17 protein-coding genes are annotated in these 18834 nt (G+C 61.4%); 9 read left to right on the forward strand and 8 right to left on the reverse strand.

Annotated features, from left to right (window positions below; genetic code table 11):
• The first annotated feature begins 11 nt into the window (after nt 1–11).
• From FSY45_RS16465 to FSY45_RS16490, 6 genes are all read left to right on the forward strand, one after another.
• Nucleotides 12–899, forward strand: a complete 888-nt coding sequence (locus tag FSY45_RS16465; RefSeq protein ID WP_046460360.1) for an EI24 domain-containing protein — start codon at nt 12–14, stop codon at nt 897–899.
• Nucleotides 900–1221: 322 nt separating this feature from the next.
• Nucleotides 1222–2637, forward strand: a complete 1416-nt coding sequence (glnA, locus tag FSY45_RS16470; RefSeq protein WP_003063782.1) for a type I glutamate--ammonia ligase — start codon at nt 1222–1224, stop codon at nt 2635–2637.
• 179 nt (nt 2638–2816) lie between these two features.
• The gene (locus tag FSY45_RS16475; RefSeq protein ID WP_003063780.1) at nt 2817–3329 is read left to right on the forward strand and encodes a hypothetical protein; all 513 of its coding nucleotides are present in this window, start codon (nt 2817–2819) and stop codon (nt 3327–3329) included.
• Nucleotides 3330–3365: 36 nt separating this feature from the next.
• The gene (gene glnL / locus FSY45_RS16480; protein ID WP_003063778.1) at nt 3366–4475 is read left to right on the forward strand and encodes a nitrogen regulation protein NR(II); all 1110 of its coding nucleotides are present in this window, start codon (nt 3366–3368) and stop codon (nt 4473–4475) included.
• A gap of 46 nt (nt 4476–4521) precedes the next feature.
• Complete coding sequence (gene ntrC, locus FSY45_RS16485; protein ID WP_046460359.1) at nt 4522–6075, forward strand: nitrogen regulation protein NR(I); 1554 nt, start codon at nt 4522–4524, stop codon at nt 6073–6075.
• Between the two features lie 200 nt (nt 6076–6275).
• On the forward strand, nt 6276–7043 hold the full coding sequence (locus FSY45_RS16490) for a hypothetical protein (RefSeq protein WP_223305606.1): 768 nt from the start codon (nt 6276–6278) through the stop codon (nt 7041–7043).
• A gap of 13 nt (nt 7044–7056) precedes the next feature.
• Here FSY45_RS16490 and xth read toward each other — a convergent pair whose 3' ends face one another.
• The 4 genes from xth to FSY45_RS16510 all read right to left on the reverse strand — a co-directional run bounded on the left by xth (nt 7057) and on the right by FSY45_RS16510 (nt 11895).
• On the reverse strand, nt 7057–7833 hold the full coding sequence (xth, locus tag FSY45_RS16495; protein ID WP_046460358.1) for an exodeoxyribonuclease III: 777 nt from the start codon (nt 7831–7833) through the stop codon (nt 7057–7059).
• Between the two features lie 407 nt (nt 7834–8240).
• Entirely contained in the window at nt 8241–9335 is a 1095-nt protein-coding gene (locus FSY45_RS16500; RefSeq protein WP_046460357.1) for a porin, read from the reverse strand.
• A gap of 42 nt (nt 9336–9377) precedes the next feature.
• On the reverse strand, nt 9378–10979 hold the full coding sequence (locus FSY45_RS16505; protein WP_003063768.1) for a sulfatase: 1602 nt from the start codon (nt 10977–10979) through the stop codon (nt 9378–9380).
• A gap of 10 nt (nt 10980–10989) precedes the next feature.
• Nucleotides 10990–11895, reverse strand: coding sequence for a tripartite tricarboxylate transporter substrate binding protein (locus FSY45_RS16510; RefSeq protein ID WP_223305605.1), 906 nt, complete (start codon nt 11893–11895; stop codon nt 10990–10992).
• A gap of 191 nt (nt 11896–12086) precedes the next feature.
• On the opposite strand from FSY45_RS16510, the gene FSY45_RS16515 reads away from it, so the two are divergent.
• Nucleotides 12087–12989 carry a LysR family transcriptional regulator gene (locus tag FSY45_RS16515; protein WP_046460355.1) on the forward strand — a complete coding sequence of 301 codons (903 nt, stop codon included), beginning with the start codon at nt 12087–12089 and terminating at the stop codon, nt 12987–12989.
• A gap of 44 nt (nt 12990–13033) precedes the next feature.
• A complete protein-coding gene (locus FSY45_RS28270; protein ID WP_223305603.1) occupies nt 13034–13615 on the forward strand; it encodes a DUF333 domain-containing protein in 582 nt (193 codons plus the stop codon).
• Between the two features lie 95 nt (nt 13616–13710).
• On the opposite strand, the gene FSY45_RS16525 is transcribed toward FSY45_RS28270, so the two are convergent.
• From FSY45_RS16525 to FSY45_RS16535, 3 genes are all read right to left on the reverse strand, one after another.
• Entirely contained in the window at nt 13711–14793 is a 1083-nt protein-coding gene (locus FSY45_RS16525; protein ID WP_003063763.1) for a metallophosphoesterase, read from the reverse strand.
• Nucleotides 14794–14986: 193 nt separating this feature from the next.
• Nucleotides 14987–15490 carry a dihydrofolate reductase gene (locus tag FSY45_RS16530; protein ID WP_034359311.1) on the reverse strand — a complete coding sequence of 168 codons (504 nt, stop codon included), beginning with the start codon at nt 15488–15490 and terminating at the stop codon, nt 14987–14989.
• Nucleotides 15491–15613: 123 nt separating this feature from the next.
• The gene (locus FSY45_RS16535) at nt 15614–16444 is read right to left on the reverse strand and encodes a thymidylate synthase (protein WP_046460353.1); all 831 of its coding nucleotides are present in this window, start codon (nt 16442–16444) and stop codon (nt 15614–15616) included.
• Nucleotides 16445–16685: 241 nt separating this feature from the next.
• Between FSY45_RS16535 and FSY45_RS16540 the strand changes: the two genes are divergently transcribed.
• Nucleotides 16686–17312 carry a hypothetical protein gene (locus FSY45_RS16540; RefSeq protein ID WP_003063760.1) on the forward strand — a complete coding sequence of 209 codons (627 nt, stop codon included), beginning with the start codon at nt 16686–16688 and terminating at the stop codon, nt 17310–17312.
• Between the two features lie 64 nt (nt 17313–17376).
• Here FSY45_RS16540 and FSY45_RS16545 read toward each other — a convergent pair whose 3' ends face one another.
• Complete coding sequence (locus FSY45_RS16545; RefSeq protein WP_046460352.1) at nt 17377–18807, reverse strand: FAD-binding oxidoreductase; 1431 nt, start codon at nt 18805–18807, stop codon at nt 17377–17379.
• Nucleotides 18808–18834: the final 27 nt, after the last annotated feature.

Genomic DNA, 18834 nt, shown 5'->3' on the forward strand with positions numbered 1-18834 from the left:
AATCCTTGAGTATGCTTGCCAGCATGAGCTTGCTACTCGACTCTTTTTGGCGTGCCATGGCGTATTGCCTGCATAAGCGGGTCATTGTCTGGTCACTCTTGCCGCTGCTGGCCATGGCCTTGATGGCCTGGCTTCTTGGTTACTTCTTCTGGGCCGATGCGGTCCTCAAGGTGCAAAGCCTGCTTGATGGGGTGGGCTGGCTGCATTCCTTGTGGCTATGGCTGCAAGGGCTGGGCCTTGGGTATGCCTCGGAGGTGGTGGCTTCCATTTTTGTTGTGTTGGGAGCAATGCCTGTACTCGTGGTGCTGGTTTTGCTGCTGGTGGGCCTGTTCATGGCGCCTGTGCTGACGCAGCTGGTGGCCGAGAAACGCTTTGTCGGGCTGGAGAAAAAGCATGGCGGCTCTACCGTGGCCAGCCTAGTCTGGTCGGGCGGCTCCACGTTGATTGCGCTGCTGGCCTTGTTTGTCACTCTGCCGCTATGGGTGTTCCCGCCGCTGATGCTGGTGGTGGCGCCTTTGATCTGGGGCTGGCTTACCTATAGGGTCATGGCATTTGACGCCTTGTCCGAGCATGCCAGCAAGGACGAGCGCCGGGCCCTGTTTGCCCGTCACCGCATGTCGCTCATTCTGATGGGGGTGATCTGCGGCTATCTGGGCGCAGCACCTGGTGTGGTCTGGATTTCCGGGCTGCTGTTCCTGGCCGCTTTCTGGATTCTGGTTCCGATTGCGATCTGGATTTATGCGCTGGTGTTTGCCTTCTCTGCACTGTGGTTCGCTCACTTCTGCCTGGCGGCGCTGGAGCAAATGAGGGCGCAGACCATCCCAAGTGCTGCCGACCCGCAGGTCCCGTTTGCACCTGGTGCAGGTGATTCGGATGGTGCAGCTTCGGTGGCTCGCTGATAAGCGTCTGTAGCAGGGCGAATCAGGCGTCATGCACCAAAAACAATCTTATTTCAAAAATGCACCATCTTGGTGCATTTTTATTCACCAAGATGGTGCAGTTGTGAGGCTTGCTCTGGCAGTGAGACAATGCGCGTCTGTTTGGTGCAGTTTGCAGATACAGCTCTGGTAAGTGCTTATGTCTTGTGCCGAATATCTTTACACCAAGGCTCGGTTTCGGTGCGCAGATGTTGTTGTGAGGCGCCGAGTTCGAGTTGGCACGCAAACTGCTAGATACTATTCATTCTTTATTTGATCAGCCAAAGTTGGCAGGAGAGATCTAATGGCGAAGACCGTTGCAGACGTGATGCAGATGGTGCAGGATAACGAGGTCAAGTTCGTGGACCTGCGCTTTACCGATACCCGCGGCAAGGAACAGCACGTGACCGTGCCCGTGTCGCACTTCGACGAGGACAAGTTCGCCTCGGGCCATGCTTTCGACGGTTCTTCCGTTGCCGGCTGGAAGGGTATCGAAGCCTCGGACATGCAGCTGGTTCCCGATCCCAACACTGCCAATATCGATCCCTTCTTCGAAGAAACCACACTGATTCTGCAGTGCGATGTGATCGAACCCGGTGATGGCAAGGCCTACGACCGCGATCCCCGCTCCATCGCCAAGCGTGCCGAAGCCTATCTGAAGGCTTCCGGCCTGGGCGATACCGCTTACTTCGGTCCCGAACCCGAATTCTTCATCTTCGACGGCGTGCGCTGGGGGACAGAGCCTCACAACCCCTTCTTCGAAATCGAAGAATACGAGGCTCCCTGGAACACCGGCACCAAGTTCGAAACCGGTAACCGTGGTCACCGTCCTCGCGTCAAGGGTGGCTACTTCCCCGTTCCTCCTGTCGACAGCACTCAGGACATGCGTGCAGAGATGTCGCTGCTGCTGGAAGCGGTCGGCATCCCTGTCGAAGTGTTCCACCATGAAGTGGCCGGCGCCGGTCAGAACGAAATCGGCACACGCTTCTCGACCCTGGTCGAGCGTGCCGACTGGACACAGCTGCAGAAGTACATCATCTGGAACGTGGCCAACACCTACGGCAAGACGGCAACCTTCATGCCCAAGCCCTACGCTGGCGATAACGGCTCCGGCATGCACGTGCACCAGTCCGTGTGGAAGGATGGCAAGAACCTGTTTGCCGGCGACGGCTATGCCGGCCTGTCCGACTTCGCCCTGTACTACATCGGCGGCATCATCAAGCATGCTCGTGCGCTGAACGCCATCACCAACCCCGGCACCAACAGCTACAAGCGTCTGGTTCCCGGCTTCGAAGCGCCCGTGAAGCTGGCCTACTCGGCCAAGAATCGCTCGGCCTCCATCCGTATTCCTTACGTCAGCAATCCAAAGGCTCGTCGCGTGGAAGCCCGCTTCCCCGATCCTCTGATGAACCCCTACCTGGGTTTCGCAGCTCTGCTGATGGCCGGCCTGGACGGCGTGGAAAACAAGATCCATCCCGGCGAAGCCGCGACCAAGGATCTCTACCACCTGCCTCCCGAGGAAGACAAGCTGGTGCCTACCGTCTGCCACAGCCTGGATCAGGCTCTGGAAGCCCTGGACGCCGACCGTGCGTTCCTGACCAAGGGCGGTGTGTTCTCCGACAGCATGCTGGATGCCTACATCGAGCTGAAGATGGGCGAAGTGACTCGCTATCGCCAGTCGGTGCACCCTGTCGAATACGATATGTACTTCTCGCTGTAAAGCAGAGGTCAAAAAAGGCGGCGCAAGCCGCCTTTTTTATTGAGCGCCCGCTGCGGCGGGCATGGCAGCAAAGGAACCAAACGGGTTGGTGGCGGTCAAGTAGTCAATAAAAGCCGCGGGCTTGGAGCGATACTCAGGGTATTGCGGACTTGCGGCCGCCGTCTGCCTGAGAGGACCGAATGAAGAAGTTTTATGTGTTGTCGTTGCTGTGTCTTGCATCCGGGCTGGTTTCTGCCCAGGATGTGATCTACCGCTGCGGCAATGAGTACACCAACAATGTTTCGCAGGCCAAGGCCAAAGGGTGCAAGCCGGTCGATGGCAGTGGCGTGACGGTGATTCACGGCACCAGGCCCTCGGGTGGAAATGCCGCTGCGGCTGCGGCCAAGCCCAAGCCGGCAAGTAGCTCTGCATCGAGCGCGCCGGCCCCGGCCCGCAGCGACAGTGCCGCGCAGAAAGCGCGTGACTCCGATGCACGAGCCATCCTACAAGGCGAGCTGAACAAGGCCCAGGCCAGACTGGCCGAGCTGAAGGCGGAGTACAACGATGGCAACCCCGTGCGCACGGCGCTGGAGTTGCGCAACCCTCAGGGCTACCCGGAGCGGGTGGCCAAGCTCAAGGCCGATATCACACGCCAGGAAAGTGATATCGCAGGCATCAGGCGAGAGCTGGACCGGCTGCCTGCGGTCAATTAATCCGGCCCCTGGGGCTGGTCATTTTTGGTCTATCGAATGAGTTCCACTGCAGCCCCGCTCCCCGATATCTCCAGGCCTGATCCGGATCAGGCCAATGCTCACGGCTACCAGTCGCTGGACTGGCTTTGCACCCTGATTGCCGTGCTTGACGAGTACGGCATGGTGCGCTTCGTCAACGCGGCGCTGGAAAACGCCCTGGGCCAGTCGCGCCGCATCATGGTGGGCAGTGACTTCGCCACCTGCTTTGCCGAGCCAGCCTTGCTGGACAAGGCGCTCAGCGGCGCCCGTTCCAACGACTTTGCTGCGCTGCGCTTCGAGGCCAGCCTGCTGCGCCTGGGGCAGGAGCCCTTGCCGATTCACGCAGCAGTTTCGCTGGCCGAGAAGGCCGGTCATGTCATGGTGGAGATGTGGCCGCTGGAGCAGCAGGCCCGTCAGGATCGCGAGGAGCGCATCCGAGAGCAGGCGCTGGCGAACAAGGAACTGATCCGCAATCTGGCGCACGAGATCAAGAATCCGCTGGGCGGCATTCGCGGCGCGGCCCAGTTGCTGCAGATGGATCTGGTCACGCCCGAGTTGTTGGAATACACCACGGTCATCATTCACGAGGCCGATCGCCTGCAGGCGCTGGTGGACAGATTGCTGGCTCCGCATCGCCACCCGCATGAGGTGGGCGACGTCAACATCCACGAGGTCTGCGAGCGCGTGCGTTCGCTGGTGCTGGTCGAGCATCCTCAGGGGCTCAAGATCACGCGCGACTATGACATTTCCATTCCCGAGTTCAGAGGCGACAGCGCACAGCTGATACAGGCTCTGCTCAATATCGTTCAGAACGCGGCACAGGCGCTGGGGCGGCGCATTGCAGAGGGCGATGCCGAGATCATTCTGAAGACGCGTGTGGCCAGACAGGTCACTCTGGGGCGCGAGCGCTACAGATTGGCACTGGAATTGCATGTAATCGACAACGGGTCAGGCGTGCCAGATGCCATCAAGGAGCGGATTTTCTATCCTTTGGTCTCCGGCAGAGACGGCGGATCCGGCCTGGGGCTGACGCTGGCTCAGACCTTTGTGCAGCGTCACCATGGCCTGATCGAGTGCGAGAGCCAGCCGGGGAGGACGGATTTCCGAATCCTGATACCGCTGCCATAAAGCCTGACATTATCAATATGCAGAAGAAGGGAAGGATGTTGCACGAATGAAGCCAATCTGGATTGTGGACGACGACCCTTCCATCCGCTTTGTGCTTGAAAAGGCATTAGGGCGTGAAGGCTGGCCCATTCGCAGCTTTACCCAGCCGCGTGATGTGCTCAAGGCCCTGGCTGATGTGGACAACAGCGATCCCGAGCGTCAGGCTCCACAGGTGCTGGTCAGCGATATACGCATGCCCGGCGGCTCGGGCCTTGAGCTGCTGGAGCAGGTCAGGGCGCAGCAGCCCGGACTGCCCATGATCATCATGACGGCCTATTCCGATCTGGACAGTGCCGTCTCGGCGTTCCAGCGTGGGGCCTTCGAGTATCTGCCCAAGCCCTTCGACGTACCCAAGGCCGTGGAGTTGATCCGGCGCGCAGTCGAGGAAAGCCAGCGCGAGGAGGTGGCCGATGTGCAGGCTCCGGTGCAGGCGGAAATGCTGGGTCAGGCACCTGCCATGCAGGACGTGTTTCGCGCCATCGGCAGACTGAGCCAGAGTCATGTCACGGTGCTGATCACCGGGGAGTCCGGTGCCGGCAAGGAGCTGGTGGCACGGGCACTGCACAAGCATTCTCCGGTTGCCGGCGGACCGTTTGTGGCCATCAATACCGCAGCCATTCCGAAAGATCTGCTGGAGTCCGAGCTGTTCGGCCACGAGCGCGGCGCCTTTACCGGCGCGCAGACCCAGCGCAGGGGGCGTTTCGAGCAGGCCGAAGGCGGTACGCTGTTTCTCGATGAAATCGGAGACATGCCGTTCGAGCTGCAGACGCGTCTGCTGCGGGTGCTCTCCGACGGTCATTTCTACCGGGTTGGCGGACATCAGGCCGTCAAGGCCCATGTGCGTGTGATTGCGGCGACGCACCAGGATCTGGAGCTGCGCGTCAAGGACGGAGCTTTCCGCGAGGACTTGTTCCATCGCCTGAATGTGATCCGTCTGCGCCTGCCTGCATTGCGCGAGCGCAAGGAAGACGTGCCCATGCTGACCCAGCATTTCCTGCAGCAAAGCGCGCGTCAGCTGGGGGTTGAGCCCAAACGCATGAGCACGGCCGCCATGAGCCGCCTGCAGGCCTTCAACTTCCCGGGCAATGTGCGCCAGCTGGAAAACATCTGCCACTGGTTGACCGTCATGGCTCCGGCCCAGCAGATTGCACTCAAGGACTTGCCGCCCGAAGTGCTGGGCAGCTCTGCACCGGTGAGCACAGCAGTCTTTGCCGGCGCATTGAGCAGTGGTGTGGGCCTGGACCAGTCTAGGGCAAATCTGCCTGAGGCGGCATCCATGTCCGTGCCAGGCACTGCGGCAACGCCTTTGACCGAAGCTCCGGCATTGACCGATGGCGGCTGGCTGGAAGGGTTGGGCAAGCAGGCCGAGGAGCTTTTGTCGCAAGGCCACCACGATGTATGGGATCAGCTGTCCCATCAGTTCGAGGCTCAGTTGCTGCGAACGGCCCTGGCAGCCACGCATGGTCGTAGAGTCGAGGCTGCCAGCCGGCTGGGGATTGGCCGCAACACCATCACCCGGAAGCTGCAGGAGCTGGGGCTGGAAAACGAGAATTTCGACTGAAGCAGTGCAGTGGTCACTCGCTTTCGCGGTGGGTTTTATCCGTCCTACATGGTGCAATCACGGTTGACGACATGAGGCAGATGGCGCAGGGATAAAAATCAACAGGCCTCTTGTTGATTGGACTGTTTGCGTTGTCTGCCTTGCCTTTACCCATCTCTTTCCCGCCTGCACCGGAGTCTTTCCCGCGGGATGCGAACGCCTTGTCGCCATTGCTGCAGATGCCGGAGGCCGAGGAGGCCTTCTGGCACGAGCGCTATATGTGCGAGCCTTACTTTGTCCCGGGGCGTAGCTTTGATCAGTATTACCCCGCCTATCTGCTGGGCTGGCAGGCCGGCAGATATCGGGCTCGGCAGACGGCTTCGGGGAGGAGCAGGAGTTTCGAATCCCTGGAGGCCGAGTTGCGCCAGCATTGGTCGCGGCATTGCGGGGGCAGTCTGCTGGACTGGTCTCAGGTCAGAGCTGCCGTCAAGGCAGCCTGGCGCCGTGCGATTGTTCCACCCCTGTCCAAGCCTTGCGCGGAGGCTGTACTGGGCCAGATGGCGAAGAACAGTCTTGCTCTGGCATTACAGGCAGGACGGCGTTTTGCGCAAAGCTCCAGACTGTTCTTGACGACTGCGGACTCCAGCATGGCTGTCGATGCCCTGCGCCGCTTCTCGCAGGATTCGCACAAGCTGGTTTCCGAACTGGAGGAGCTGCTTGATGGTGTTCCGGTAGCCCCGCTATCCATGGCCTTGGATGAGGGCGGTCTGCTGGAGCGAGTGCGCAAGACCTGGCTTGACTACTTGGGGGAGACGGCGGCCGAAACCTGGCTGGATGTGCTGCGGCGCTTGCAGACCTGGCTGGAGCGCACGGAGCACACTGTTCAGCTGGATTTGCCGGTCAAAGTCGCCAAGCTGCTCAAACGCCATGTGATGCTGTTGCGTGGCCAGCTGCAGGCCTTGCAGTGGCTGAGCCATGGCGCCGCCTGATCCGCGTCCCGCCTCAGTCCAGTGTGACAACCACGGGGGCGTGGTCGCTGGGCTGTTTGTTCTTGCGTGGAGCGCGGTCCACGCTGCAGGCGCTGACCTTGCTCTTGAGAGCCTCGCTGACCAGAATATGGTCGATGCGCAGGCCGCGATTCTTCTGAAAGCCCAGCATGCGGTAATCCCACCAGGAGTAGCTTTTTTCCGGCTGCTCGAACATGCGGAAGGCATCGCTCAAGCCCAGCTGCAGCAGGCGCTGGAAATGGTCGCGTTCCTCCACCGTGTGGTGGATCGTGTCCTTGAGGCCGACGGGGTCGTAGGAGTCGCGATCTTCGGGAGCCACGTTGAAGTCCCCCACCAGCACCAGGCGCGAATGCAAGGCCATCTGCTCCTTGACCCAGTCTTGCAACGCCTGCAGCCAGCGCATCTTGTAGGCAAATTTTTCCGAGCCAGGTTCCTGGCCATTGACGAAGTAGCCGTTGATCAGACGAATTTCGCCGTTCGGCGAGTCTATGGTCGTGGCAATGATGCGGGCCTGTTCGTCGTCAAGCCCGGGAATGTTGCGCACCACATCGCGCCCCGTGTCGCGCGTGATCCAGGCCACGCCGTTATAGGTCTTCTGGCCGTGGCTGACTGCCTTGTAGCCAGCTTCCTCGAACGCCATGTGCGGGAACTTGTCGTCGGTGAGCTTGAGCTCCTGCAGTCCCAGTGCATCGACGGGGTTGGCGGCAAGCCAGTCCAGCACCTGCGGCAGTCGTACGGACAAGGAGTTCACATTCCAGGTGGCAATTTTCATTGTCATATAAGCCCACTTGATTTCAATGGGTTGCGTATCTGATTTTCAGGTTCCTAGCTCTAGCTACCCAGCTAGCTACCTAAAAAAGGTGTTCAAAAGATGGTCGTGCTTTCAGCTCCTTCTATCGTATCAGCCACATAGTTCCCGCTGAGCGAGCGCGTTTTGGAATAAGGCGGCCAAGTTGCAGTCGCAAGCCTATGAGTGATGAACATGCCTTTGAGCCGTCGCACATGTGGCATCACATGCACACGCACGTGCCGTGCCGGTGTAACAGCCAGAGTGCGATCAGGCTACGCACACGCTCCAGGGCCTTGACGGCTTGCACCAGAGAGGTGATTGCGCCATGTCACAGCAACAAGGCTGGTTCGGCATCTCCGTCAGGCTCGTATTTGGGCGAGTGCCATTGGCTAAAACATATGACGGATACCGACGCCGAAGCCTGTCTGGTTGATTCCGGCGACCGGCAGGCTGCCAGCCTGGCCGCTGCTAGCGCTGAATGTGGCATTGCCGCTGTTCTTCATGTGTCCCAGTGACGCGTAGGCGGCGGATCGTTTGGAGAAGTGGTAGATGCCACGCAGCACCATGAACTGGCCTTTGTCGCTATTGGACTTGTACTGGAGCCGGTAGTACTGGGTGTCGAAAGTCCATGCCCCTGCGGGATATGAAAGGCCGACGAACCACAGGTCGCTGCGGGGGGAGACCTTGTAGCCATCGTTGTCGCGGCGCAGAAATCCCGCTCCAACCTTGATTCTGTGGAATTTCACATAACCGTTGAGCATGGTGCGCTTGTCGCTCATGCTGCTTTGGCTTAGACCACCAAATGCACCTGAGCCCCCCTTGAGCACGTCATGAGCCAGCGCAGTCCCCCAACTGGCGGAGTCGTACTTGAGCAACATCGACCATTCGCGGCAAGCATTCCTGTCGGTGCCACTCTCGCCGGCACAATTTGTGCCGGCGGGGCTAGGGCCAGCATTGACCGTATCGCGCCCAAAGCTGTAGGTCATGCCAACGGTCAGTCCTGAGAATGTGCCCTTGTAGGAGATGGCGTTGTCGGCGCGTGCATTCGGAAAATAGCTGTCGAAGTTCGCAATGCTGTGCATACCCGGCCCGATGACATCGGCGTCATGCATCGACCAAAACAGCATCGTGTACTGCCGGCCAAGGCCAACCTGACCCCAGGGGCCGTTCAGGCCAACAAACGACTGTCGCCCAAACCCGCGCCCACCTTGGTTCAAGACGCCCGAATCAGGTGCGATGCCCATTTCGAGAACGAACTGGGCACTTATTCCTCCCCCCAAATCTTCACGGCCACGAAATCCCAGCCTGGATGGAATGTTGCCCGCATTGCTGGGGATGCGCGTGAGCCCAGAACCAGTGGCACCCACATGGTTGATGTGCTCGACAGCGGTGTCGAGCAGCCCATAGATTGTGATGCTTGCTTGGGCATGACAGGTGCCTCCCACCCACAGGAATGCAGCGGCACAGAAAAATTGCTTGTTCATCGGGGTCTCCTCCAGCATTGCGGTCCAGCGTTCGCATGCACCTCAGGCGATAGCCGTCGGCAGTGGCGAGCAATCAGCCTGTTCGCTGAGCTCCATCAGCAGCTGCATACACAACTGTCCGCGCTCGGCAGCGCGCTCATGCCACAGGTTGTGTTGCTCGAGCGGATCGGCGTGCAGGTCGTAGAGCTCGCACAGCTCGGGCAAGTTGCTCAAGGTCAGGCGCCATTCTTCGTTGACGAGGCTGCGAAGGCGGTAGCGGTGCGTTCTTCCGTGCGGCAGCACCACGGGCTCGCTTTCGACAATGACACCAGGGCGCGATGGGACTGTTTGCGACTGCCCGTCCAGCCAGGGCAGCAGATTGAGTCCCTGAATCCCGTTGTAGGGGGCGAGCCCGCAGCGCGCCAGCACGGTCTTGGCAATGTCGATGGTTCCGGATGGCAGATCCAGGACTGGAGGAGCGGCCCGGCTGCATGGGTCCTTCCAGATGAAGGGTACGCGCGTGAGCCCACTGAAATGCATGGCACCCTTGAGCACGATGCCGTGGTCGCCCATCATGTCGCCGTGGTCGCTGGTGAAGATGATGACGGTGTCGTCCTCTATGCCCAACTCCTGAAGAGTATGGAGTAACTGCCCGACCTGCTCGTCGATCATGCTCACCATGCCGTAGGTCAGGGCCAGCGTTTCCTGGCATTCACGGCTGGTTACGGCGTAGGCGCCGTAACCCTCGCGGGAGCCTCCCTCTCTGGTGTAGCGATGAACGTCGACCAGCAGTTGAGAGTTGCCGGGCTTGCCGAAGCTGGGTGGCAATGGCATGTCCTCAGGCTGGTACATATCCCAGAACCGTCCCGGAGGGGTGAACGGATGGTGCGGATCGGGAAAGGACAGGTTGAGAAAGAACGGCTTGCCGGGTGAACCCTGCACATGCTTTCTGAGCCAATCGCAGCCGCGCTCCCCCACCCAGGCCGAGGGGTACAGTGCCTCGGGCATGGCCGTGCGCCATGCCTGCGGCGCGCTGTAGCCTGGCGAAGGCAGGGCGTTGGCACGGCCGCGCAGACTGTCGGGTGCGGGGTGGCGTTGGGCCAGCCAGCGGGCATAGTCACCGTCGACCTGGTCGCCGTGGAACGTAGCCAGCTCCACATGTTCGAAGCCGTAGTAAGGGGTGGTCACCGCCATGCGCTTGCCACTGCGCCAATCGGGCGTCCATTCGTTCAAATACCCGTCGCCGTCACGCTGGCGCTTTCGTGCGTCCAGTAGCTCGAGCGGCGGCGCGACACCTTGGTCAGCATGGCTCCAGCGACGGCGTGCCGGGCCGTCATAGCCAAAAGACTGCAGGTGAGACTTGCCTATGAGTGCCGTGGCATAGCCTCCTGCACGCAGCAGTTCCACAAAGGTAGTGTGATCGCGCGAGAGGCTGATGCCGTTGTGCACCACGCCATGCAGCGACGGCAGCCGTCCGGTCATCAGCGTGGCGCGATTGGACATGCAGGTGGTGCTGGCAGCGTGAAAGTTACTGGCGCGTACGCCGGTGCGGGCCAGGCGGTCAATGTTTGGTGTCTGCAGCAGCGCGTTGCCCGCGCAGCCCAGGTGGTCGGCACGCTGCTGGTCGGTGACGATCAGCAGCACGTTGGGAGTCTTGTTCGTCATGGGCCGGCTTTCAGTCGGCAGTGATGCCAAGTTCTTTCACAAGCTTGCCGTAGCGCTTGTAGTCGGCGCGGGTCTTTTCGGCGAAAGCGCTGCGTGACTGGTTTTCCACGCTCTGGTACAGGTTTTTGAACTGGGCTGCGACCTCGGGTTTGGCCAGAATCTCGCGCAAGGTCTTGTTGATGTCGTCAGCCAGCGTGGGGTCCATGTTGCGGGGGCCATAGACGCCGAAGGAAATGTCGACCTCCACCCCTGCAAAGCCTTGTTCCTGCATGGTTGGCAAGCTGGGCAGAAAAGAGCTGCGGGCCTTGTCTGCCACGGCCAGCGGTACCAGGCGCCCCGCATCGATCAGGGGCTTGGCAACAGGCATGCCGAGGAAGGTCAGCATCACGTGGTTGCCCAGCACGTCGTTGATCGCCGGTGTCGTGCCTTTGTAGGGCACATGGCGCAATTGCACGCGAGCTACCTTGTTGAACAGCTCGCCCACGATATGCATGGGAGACCCATTGCCCGAGGTGGCGTAGCCCAGGTCGGGCTGTGTCTTCGCCATCCGGGCCACATCGCCCGCCGTTTTTGCACCGAGTCTGGGGTTGGCGAGCATCAGCATGGAGGCTGATGAGAGCAGAGCGATCGGAGTGTAGTCCTTGACGACATCGGCATGCTGCCCGCCCGCCGGCAACACGTGAGGGACCATGGTGAAGGTATTCGGTGTCACCAGCAGGGTGTGGCCGTCGGCCTCGGCGCGGGCTACGGAGTCGTTGCCCAGGTTGCCCGACGCTCCCGCCCTGTTCACCACGATGACGGGATTTTTCCAGCGCGCTTGAAGCTGGGGCGCCAACAGGCGTGCTATCTGGTCGGGAGCCCCTCCTGGCGGGAACGAGACGACCAAGGTAATGGGCCTGTCCGGATGTGTGGGCATGCCGGTTTGCGCGGCCGCGCCCCAAGCTGCCCCGCCGAGGCCGAGGCAAAGGGGGAGTAATAGTTGTCCAAGCAGGTGGGGCATCTGTGTGTCTCCGGCGATTTTGAATGTTTGCCGAACTTTACTTAGCGCTCGCGTGCTGTCACAGTGGGTGCAAGATTGAAACAGCTTCAAGCAGAATTTGTAAATCCATGGACAGGCTTAGACTCATCACCACATTCATGAACGTGGCTGAGGCAGAGAATTTCAGCCGTGCCGCGCAATCGCTGCACCTGACGCCTCAGGCTGTGAGTCTGCAAATATCACAGCTCGAATCGTGGTTGGGCGTGCGCCTGTTCCACCGCTCCACGCGCCGCATGGCATTGACGGAAGACGGTCGTGTGTTCTATGAGCGTTGCCGCGTCGGTCTTCAGTCGATCGACCAGGGCGAGCGCGAATTGCGCGACCGCGCAAGCGGCATCACCGGCTCGATCAAGGTGGCCTCAAGCCTGAGTCTCGGGCAATTGCTGGTGGCGCCACTGCTGGCACAGTTCAATGAAAGCTATCCCGATATCCGCATCGAACTCGTGACACAGAACCCCTGGCCCGACACGGTGGACCTGGGCATGGACATCGGTGTGATCGGCGGACCACTGCTCAACGTATCGCTGGTCGCGCGCAGAGTCGGGCGCTTCACTCACATGCTCTGCGCCGCGCCTGCTTATCTGGCCGCCAAGGGGACACCCAAGAGCCCGCAGGAACTGCTGCAGCACTGCTGCATCGGCCTGAGGCACCCACGCACCAACCGCATCTGGCCCTGGACCTTTCAATCGGCCCGCCGGCAGACGATGCTGGAGCCGCCGTTCTCCTTCATCACGCAGGACCCTGCCGTACAGCGGCAGCTCGTGCTGCAGGGGGCAGGCATCGGCCAACTGACAGATTACTTTGCGCGACCTCTCATAGCCAGCGGAGCGCTGGTAGAGCTCCCCCTCGGCTACAGCGGCCCTCGTCTGAACGTGCATGTTTTCATTCCCCAGCGCGAACACACCCCCCGGCGCATCAAGTTGCTCAATGATTTCCTCTATGAAAGGCTCAAGCAGTTCTTTCACAGCTAAAAGACTAAGAATAGAAGGGCCCTGGTCGATAGCGAGGGCTGCAGATGGAGGAGTGGGAGTACACCAGAATAGGCACCTGGCGCATCAATGCTGTGCACGCAAATGGTGAGTTCGGGCATGTTTCCTCGCTGCGAAACTCACGCGAGCTGGACACCTCTCCAACCACCCGACAGGCGAGCCTGCCAGCTGTCCACGGGGGCTTTGACGATCCAAATCTGGTTCAGCCTGTGGGCTGGCAGCAGATCAAGATCTGGTGCAGACAAGGTTGTCTGCAGCGATCCCATTCAGGGCTTCGAGAGGCTGGACTTTCTGGAGGGACATGGTCTTTCTTGATGCCTTCGAAAAGCAAATTGCTCACAAGCGGGTGTGCAGGTCTTTGCTACATTGAGCCCATGAAACATGCTTCAAGCCTGGCAGGGATGATGATCGTCGTGGCGGCAGCCGGTGGCTGCGCGCAGTCGGTCTCGGTCAATTTTGGCAACCCCTCGGAAGCCAACTGCAAAAAGCAAGGCGGCGTGCTGCGCACCGAGAAGGGGGCGGATGCTGATCGAAATACCTGCGTGCTGCCTGACGGCTCTGCTTTTGAGGAGTGGGTGCAGCACGCGCGGCAGCCGTCCGCGAAATAGGTCGAGGCCCAGACCTGGCTTCAGGCAGTGGCAGGACGCTGCTTAGGCCAGAGCTGTCTTGATGCCGCGAGGGCTGGCAGGCGTGGAAGATGGCTTCAATCGCGCAGCACCACGGAGTGCTCGAAATTTTCCGATATGGCCTGTGTGCCGTCGTCAAAGACCAGTACGCGCTCGGGCCAGCGCATGGCGGCAAGCTTGCTGCGCTGCACGGGGTTGTCGCCGCGCAGGCGGTCTAGCCAGCGGGCACCCACCGAATAGTCCACGCAGAACACATTGCCGCGCAGGCCGTGCCATGACAGCGGGGGCGTGCCGCCAAACAGGTTTTCAAACTGCGAGCCATGCGCCGGTGCGTCGGCCGGGCGCAGGCGGCGCCAGTAGTGGCCGACGATGACGGCGGGCGCTTCTTCATATTCATTCCACCAGCCCACGCGTTCGACAAAACGCCATTTGCCGCCTGCGTAAAAGGGGTTGCGGCATTCGCGCTCCACGCCGGCCGTCAGCACCTTCAAAGGGTTGACCATGGCCTTGTTGAGTTCGTTTTCGCTGTGCGCTTGCAAAAAGGGGGGCTCGTGGCGATAGTCTTCCAGGCTGTAGGGCCAGCTCAGTTCTTCCTGGCGCATGCGTTCGGCCACGCACTGGGCAACGGACTGCTCTTCGGCAATTGTCTCGAAGTGGTCGTAGGCGGCGCGTGCGCTGCCGCTGGGCAGCTGGCGAATCATGGCGATCTGTTCGGGCCTCCAGGCGGCGTGAACAATGCGCAGATCCTCACGCTCCAGTGCGATCGGCAACTGGCCGAGCCGCTCGAGCATGGCGGGAGTCTGCTCGGCCGGCATGCGTGCAAAAGGCGCGTACTTGGGCTGGTCGGAGTCGATGCGGCTGTCGAAGAACCAGCCCGAGCCATCCTTGGCATCTTCGCGCAGCAGATTGATTTCGTGGTTGCCCAGCACCGCATGGGCCGTGCCCGAGGCCAGCATGGCGCCGACCAGCGCGAGCACGGAAGGGCTGTCCGGCCCGCGGTCGCAGAAGTCGCCGACAAACACCAGTCGCCGTCCTTCGGGGTGATTGCCCTGCAGGTCGTAGCCCAGATGGCCCAGCAATTGCACCAGCGCGGCGTATTCGCCGTGGATATCGCCAACGATATCGAGGGCGCCAGGAGGCAGGGGCTGGACTAGGCTCATGATGAAGGGCGATAGGCTTGCGGGTTTTGAGGGCTCAGGCTGCAGCAGGCTGCCTTGCCATTGTCATACGGCAGTCATGCAATGAAGCTGACAATTGTTGCAACGCAACACCGCTAAGGCAAGAGAGTTTTGTCTCTTGCCGGACTGCTGGCCGCCCCGTGCCGATACGATCCCGCACGGCACGAGACAAGGGTCAGCCCCGGCGCTCGAAGCGCACAAAGCAGTAGGGAAGGCCATTGGCGGAGACATGCTCGCTGCGGCTCACGGCTTGCCACTGCTCGCCCAGTTCGGGGGCAAAGGCATCGCCTTCGAAGTCGCGGCCGATTTCGGTCACTTCCACGGCATCGGCCAGCGGCAGAGCCTGGGCATAGATCTGCGCGCCGCCGATGACCCAGACGTCTTGCGAGAGCTTGTGGCCCAGTTCCAGCGCTTCTGGCAGGCTGGCGGCGCGCAGGACCTGATCGGACGCCGGTTCGGCTTGCCAGTCGGCCTGGCGGGTGACGACGATATTGCTGCGGCCCGGCAGGGGACGAAAGCGCGGCGGCAGCGAGTCCCAGGTCTTGCGGCCCATGATGACGGCGCAGCCCCGGGTCAGTTCCTTGAAATGCGCCATGTCTTCGGGCAGATGCCAGGGCATGGTGTTGTCCTTGCCGATGACGCCGTTGGCTGCGCGGGCGTAAATGAGTTGAATGGCCATAGCTATCAATAAAGAAGCTGCTGGCGCTTGCTATTCATTGACTTCAGATATGAAAGTATTTGAAATCGCAGGATGGCAAGCGCAAGCAGCTTTGATTTTTATAGTGATCCGGAGGGGTGCAGCTCAGACCGCCACAGGCGCCTTGATGCCGGCATGGTGCTGATAGTCCAGCACTTCGAAGTCTTCGTACTCGTAGCCGAAGATGGAGTCGGGCTTGCGCCTGATGTTCAGCGTCGGATAGGCGAAGGGCTGTCGCGACAGCTGGGTCTGCACCTGTTCGAAGTGATTGTTGTAGATGTGGCAGTCGCCGCCGGTCCAGATGAAGTCGCCCACCTCCAGGCCGCATTGCTGGGCCAGCATATGGGTCAGCAGCGCGTAGCTGGCGATGTTGAAGGGCACGCCCAGGAAGATGTCGGCGCTGCGCTGGTAGAGCTGGCAGCTGAGCTTGCCGTCGGCCACGTAGAACTGGAAGAAGGAGTGGCAGGGCATGAGCGCCATCTGGTCCAGCTCGGCCACGTTCCAGGCGCTGACGATGATGCGGCGGCTGTCGGGATTGCTCTTGAGCTGCTTGACGACTTCGGCAATCTGGTCGACATGCGTGCCGTCGGCCTTGGGCCAGCTGCGCCATTGCACGCCATACACCGGGCCCAGGTCGCCAGTTTGCTTGTCGGCCCACTCGTCCCAGATGGTGCAGCCGCGTTCCTGCAGCCACTTCACATTGCTGTCGCCGCGCAGAAACCACAGCAGCTCCAGAATGATGGATTTCAGGTGCACCTTCTTGGTGGTGACCAGGGGGAAGCCTTCATTGAGGTTGAAGCGCATCTGATAGCCGAAAACGCTGCGCGTGCCCGTGCCCGTGCGGTCGGTCTTGGACGCGCCGTGCTCGTACACATGGCGCATAAAGGTTTCGTACTGGCAGCGCACGGGGCGCAGGGTGCTGGTGCTGGAGTTCATGGTGCAAAAAGCGGTCAAAGACTGGCAAAGACTGGCTGTGCTGGCAGCGTACACAAGGTGCCGCAGCTCTTGAAGAGGGTGGGCCCGCAGGGCCGCGATAGCCGAAGTGTGCCACGGGCCGGAGCATGCCGAGTTGCCCGCTGTCAATGACCCATCCTGCGGCCCTGTCAGTCTCAAATCTGCCGCAGCTGGCTTCACAATGTCATGGAAAACAACCGAGCCGAACAAGGAGAGTGAGTTCATGTCACGCAATTTTGTGAGCACTGCGGCTGTTGCGCTGGCGATTGCGGCCTTGATGGCTGCCTGCGACAAGACCAAGGCACCATCTCCCACCGCCGCTGCAGCGGATGCCCGGGCAGCGGCTGCTGCGGCTGCAGCCGCCCCGCCCGATGCCATGCCCCAGACCCAAGAGCCCGCTGCCACGGCGCAGATCGAGGAGGCGGCCACGCTCTCCATCGAGGAAGTGCGCGTTCCCCATGTGGCCAAGGACGGCGAGCCAAGCCTGGACAGCCTCAAGCCGCTGCAGGGCAAGTACCGCTGGGACGGCGTGGACTATGTGAAGGACGGCGTGCTGGCCCAGCGGCTGAAGACGCTGATGGGCGGCAGTCAGTACGAGACGCTGCTCAAGAATCTGCAGGCCCTGGGCCCGCTGGAGCCCTCTGCAGGGCTGCTCTATGTGATGGGAAATCGCCAGCACCAAGGGGGCGAGGAAATGGCCGCCGTGGTGATTGATCCCGTGCGCAACGGCTTGCGTGTCTGGTTGCTCAGCGAGGGCAGGCAGACCGTGTTCACCGATGTGGATGGCGCAGACATCCCCTGGCCCAGCGCGGTTGAGAACATGCTGCGCAATATCGTTGCCTCTCGCTAAAGCCCCGGTCAATGCAAAAAGCCCTGCACAGCAATGCAGGGCTTTTTTGTCGGCGATGCCAGGATCAGCCGCGCGTCAGCACCACGCCGGGGTTCATGAGGCCCTGGGGGTCCAGCGCATTCTTGATGGCGCGCATCATCTGCAGCGCAACGGGGGACTGGTATTTTTCGAGCTTGTCCGTCTTGAGTGCGCCCACGCCGTGTTCGGCCGAGAACGAGCCGCCGAAGGCGGCCACGGCCTCGTAGACCAGGTGGTTGACCAGGGCCTCCTTGTCGCGCAGAAAGGCCTTGCCGTCCTCGCCCTCGGGAACCTGCACGTTGTAGTGCAGATTGCCGTCGCCCAGATGGCCGAAGTTGACCAGACGCACGCCGGGAATCTCGCGCTTGAGCACGGCGTCGGCATGCTCGACAAATGCCGGAATGCGCGAGGCTGCGACCGAGATATCGTGCTTGATGTTGAGGCCTTCCTCGGCCTGGGCCAGAGGAATGCTCTCGCGGATATGCCAGAGGTCATGGGCCTGGGTCAGGCTCTCCGCCACCACGGCGTTGACCACGCAGCCGTCCTCAAAGGCCAGCTCCAGCAAGTGCTCGAAGCGCAGGCGCGCATGCTGCTCGGACTCGCTGTCGCTGTTCTCCAGCAGCACGCAATAAGGGGCTTCGTCGCCCATGTCGGCAAAGGGCACGCGCAGCTGCGGCATGTGCTTGACGACCAGGCTCAGTGCGAACTGGCCCATGACTTCAAATCCCGTCAGTCCCGCACCCAGGTGCTGGTGCGCGAGGCCCAGCAGGCGCACGGCGGCCTCCATGGAGGGCACGGCGGCAAAGGCCGTGAGCTGGGCGGCCGGCTGCGGGAACAGCTTCATGGTGGCGGCGGTGATGATGCCCAGCGTGCCTTCGCTGCCGATGAACAGATCGCGCAGGTCATAGCCGGTGTTGTCCTTGCGCAGGCCCTTGAGGCCGTCCCAGATTTCGCCCTGGGGCGTCACCACTTCCAGGCCCAGGCACAGATCGCGGGTGTTGCCATAGCGCACCACCTGTGTGCCGCCCGCGTTGGTGCCCAGATTGCCGCCGATCGTGCAGCTGCCTTCGGCGGCCAGCGACAGGGGGAACAGCAGGCCTTGCTGGTCGGCCAGCTCCTGCAGGTTCTGCAAAATGCAGCCGGCTTCGACGGTGAAGGTCAGATTGTCCTTGTCGATATGGCGCACGGCGTTCAGGCGCGTCAGGCTGAGCACGACCTGCCGGCCGCTGTCGTCGGGGGTGGAGCCTACGGAAAGCCCGGTATTGCCGCCCTGGGGCACGATCTGCACGCCGGCTGCGGCGCAGGCCTTGACCACGCCGGCCACCTCGGCCGTGTTTCCGGGGCGCACCACGGCCAGGGACTTGCCGTGCACGCGCTTGCGCCAGTCCTGTTCGTAGGCGCTGAGGTCGCCATCGGTCAGCACATGGGGAGCGCCCACAATCTGGCGCAGGGATTCAAGCAAAGCGGTGGAAGTCATGACAAGCAGGCCGCAGCAGCGGCGGCA

The sequence above is a fragment of the Comamonas sp. Z1 genome (genome assembly GCF_008121555.1).
GTDB classification, from domain to species: Bacteria; Pseudomonadota; Gammaproteobacteria; order Burkholderiales; family Burkholderiaceae_C; genus Comamonas; species Comamonas thiooxydans.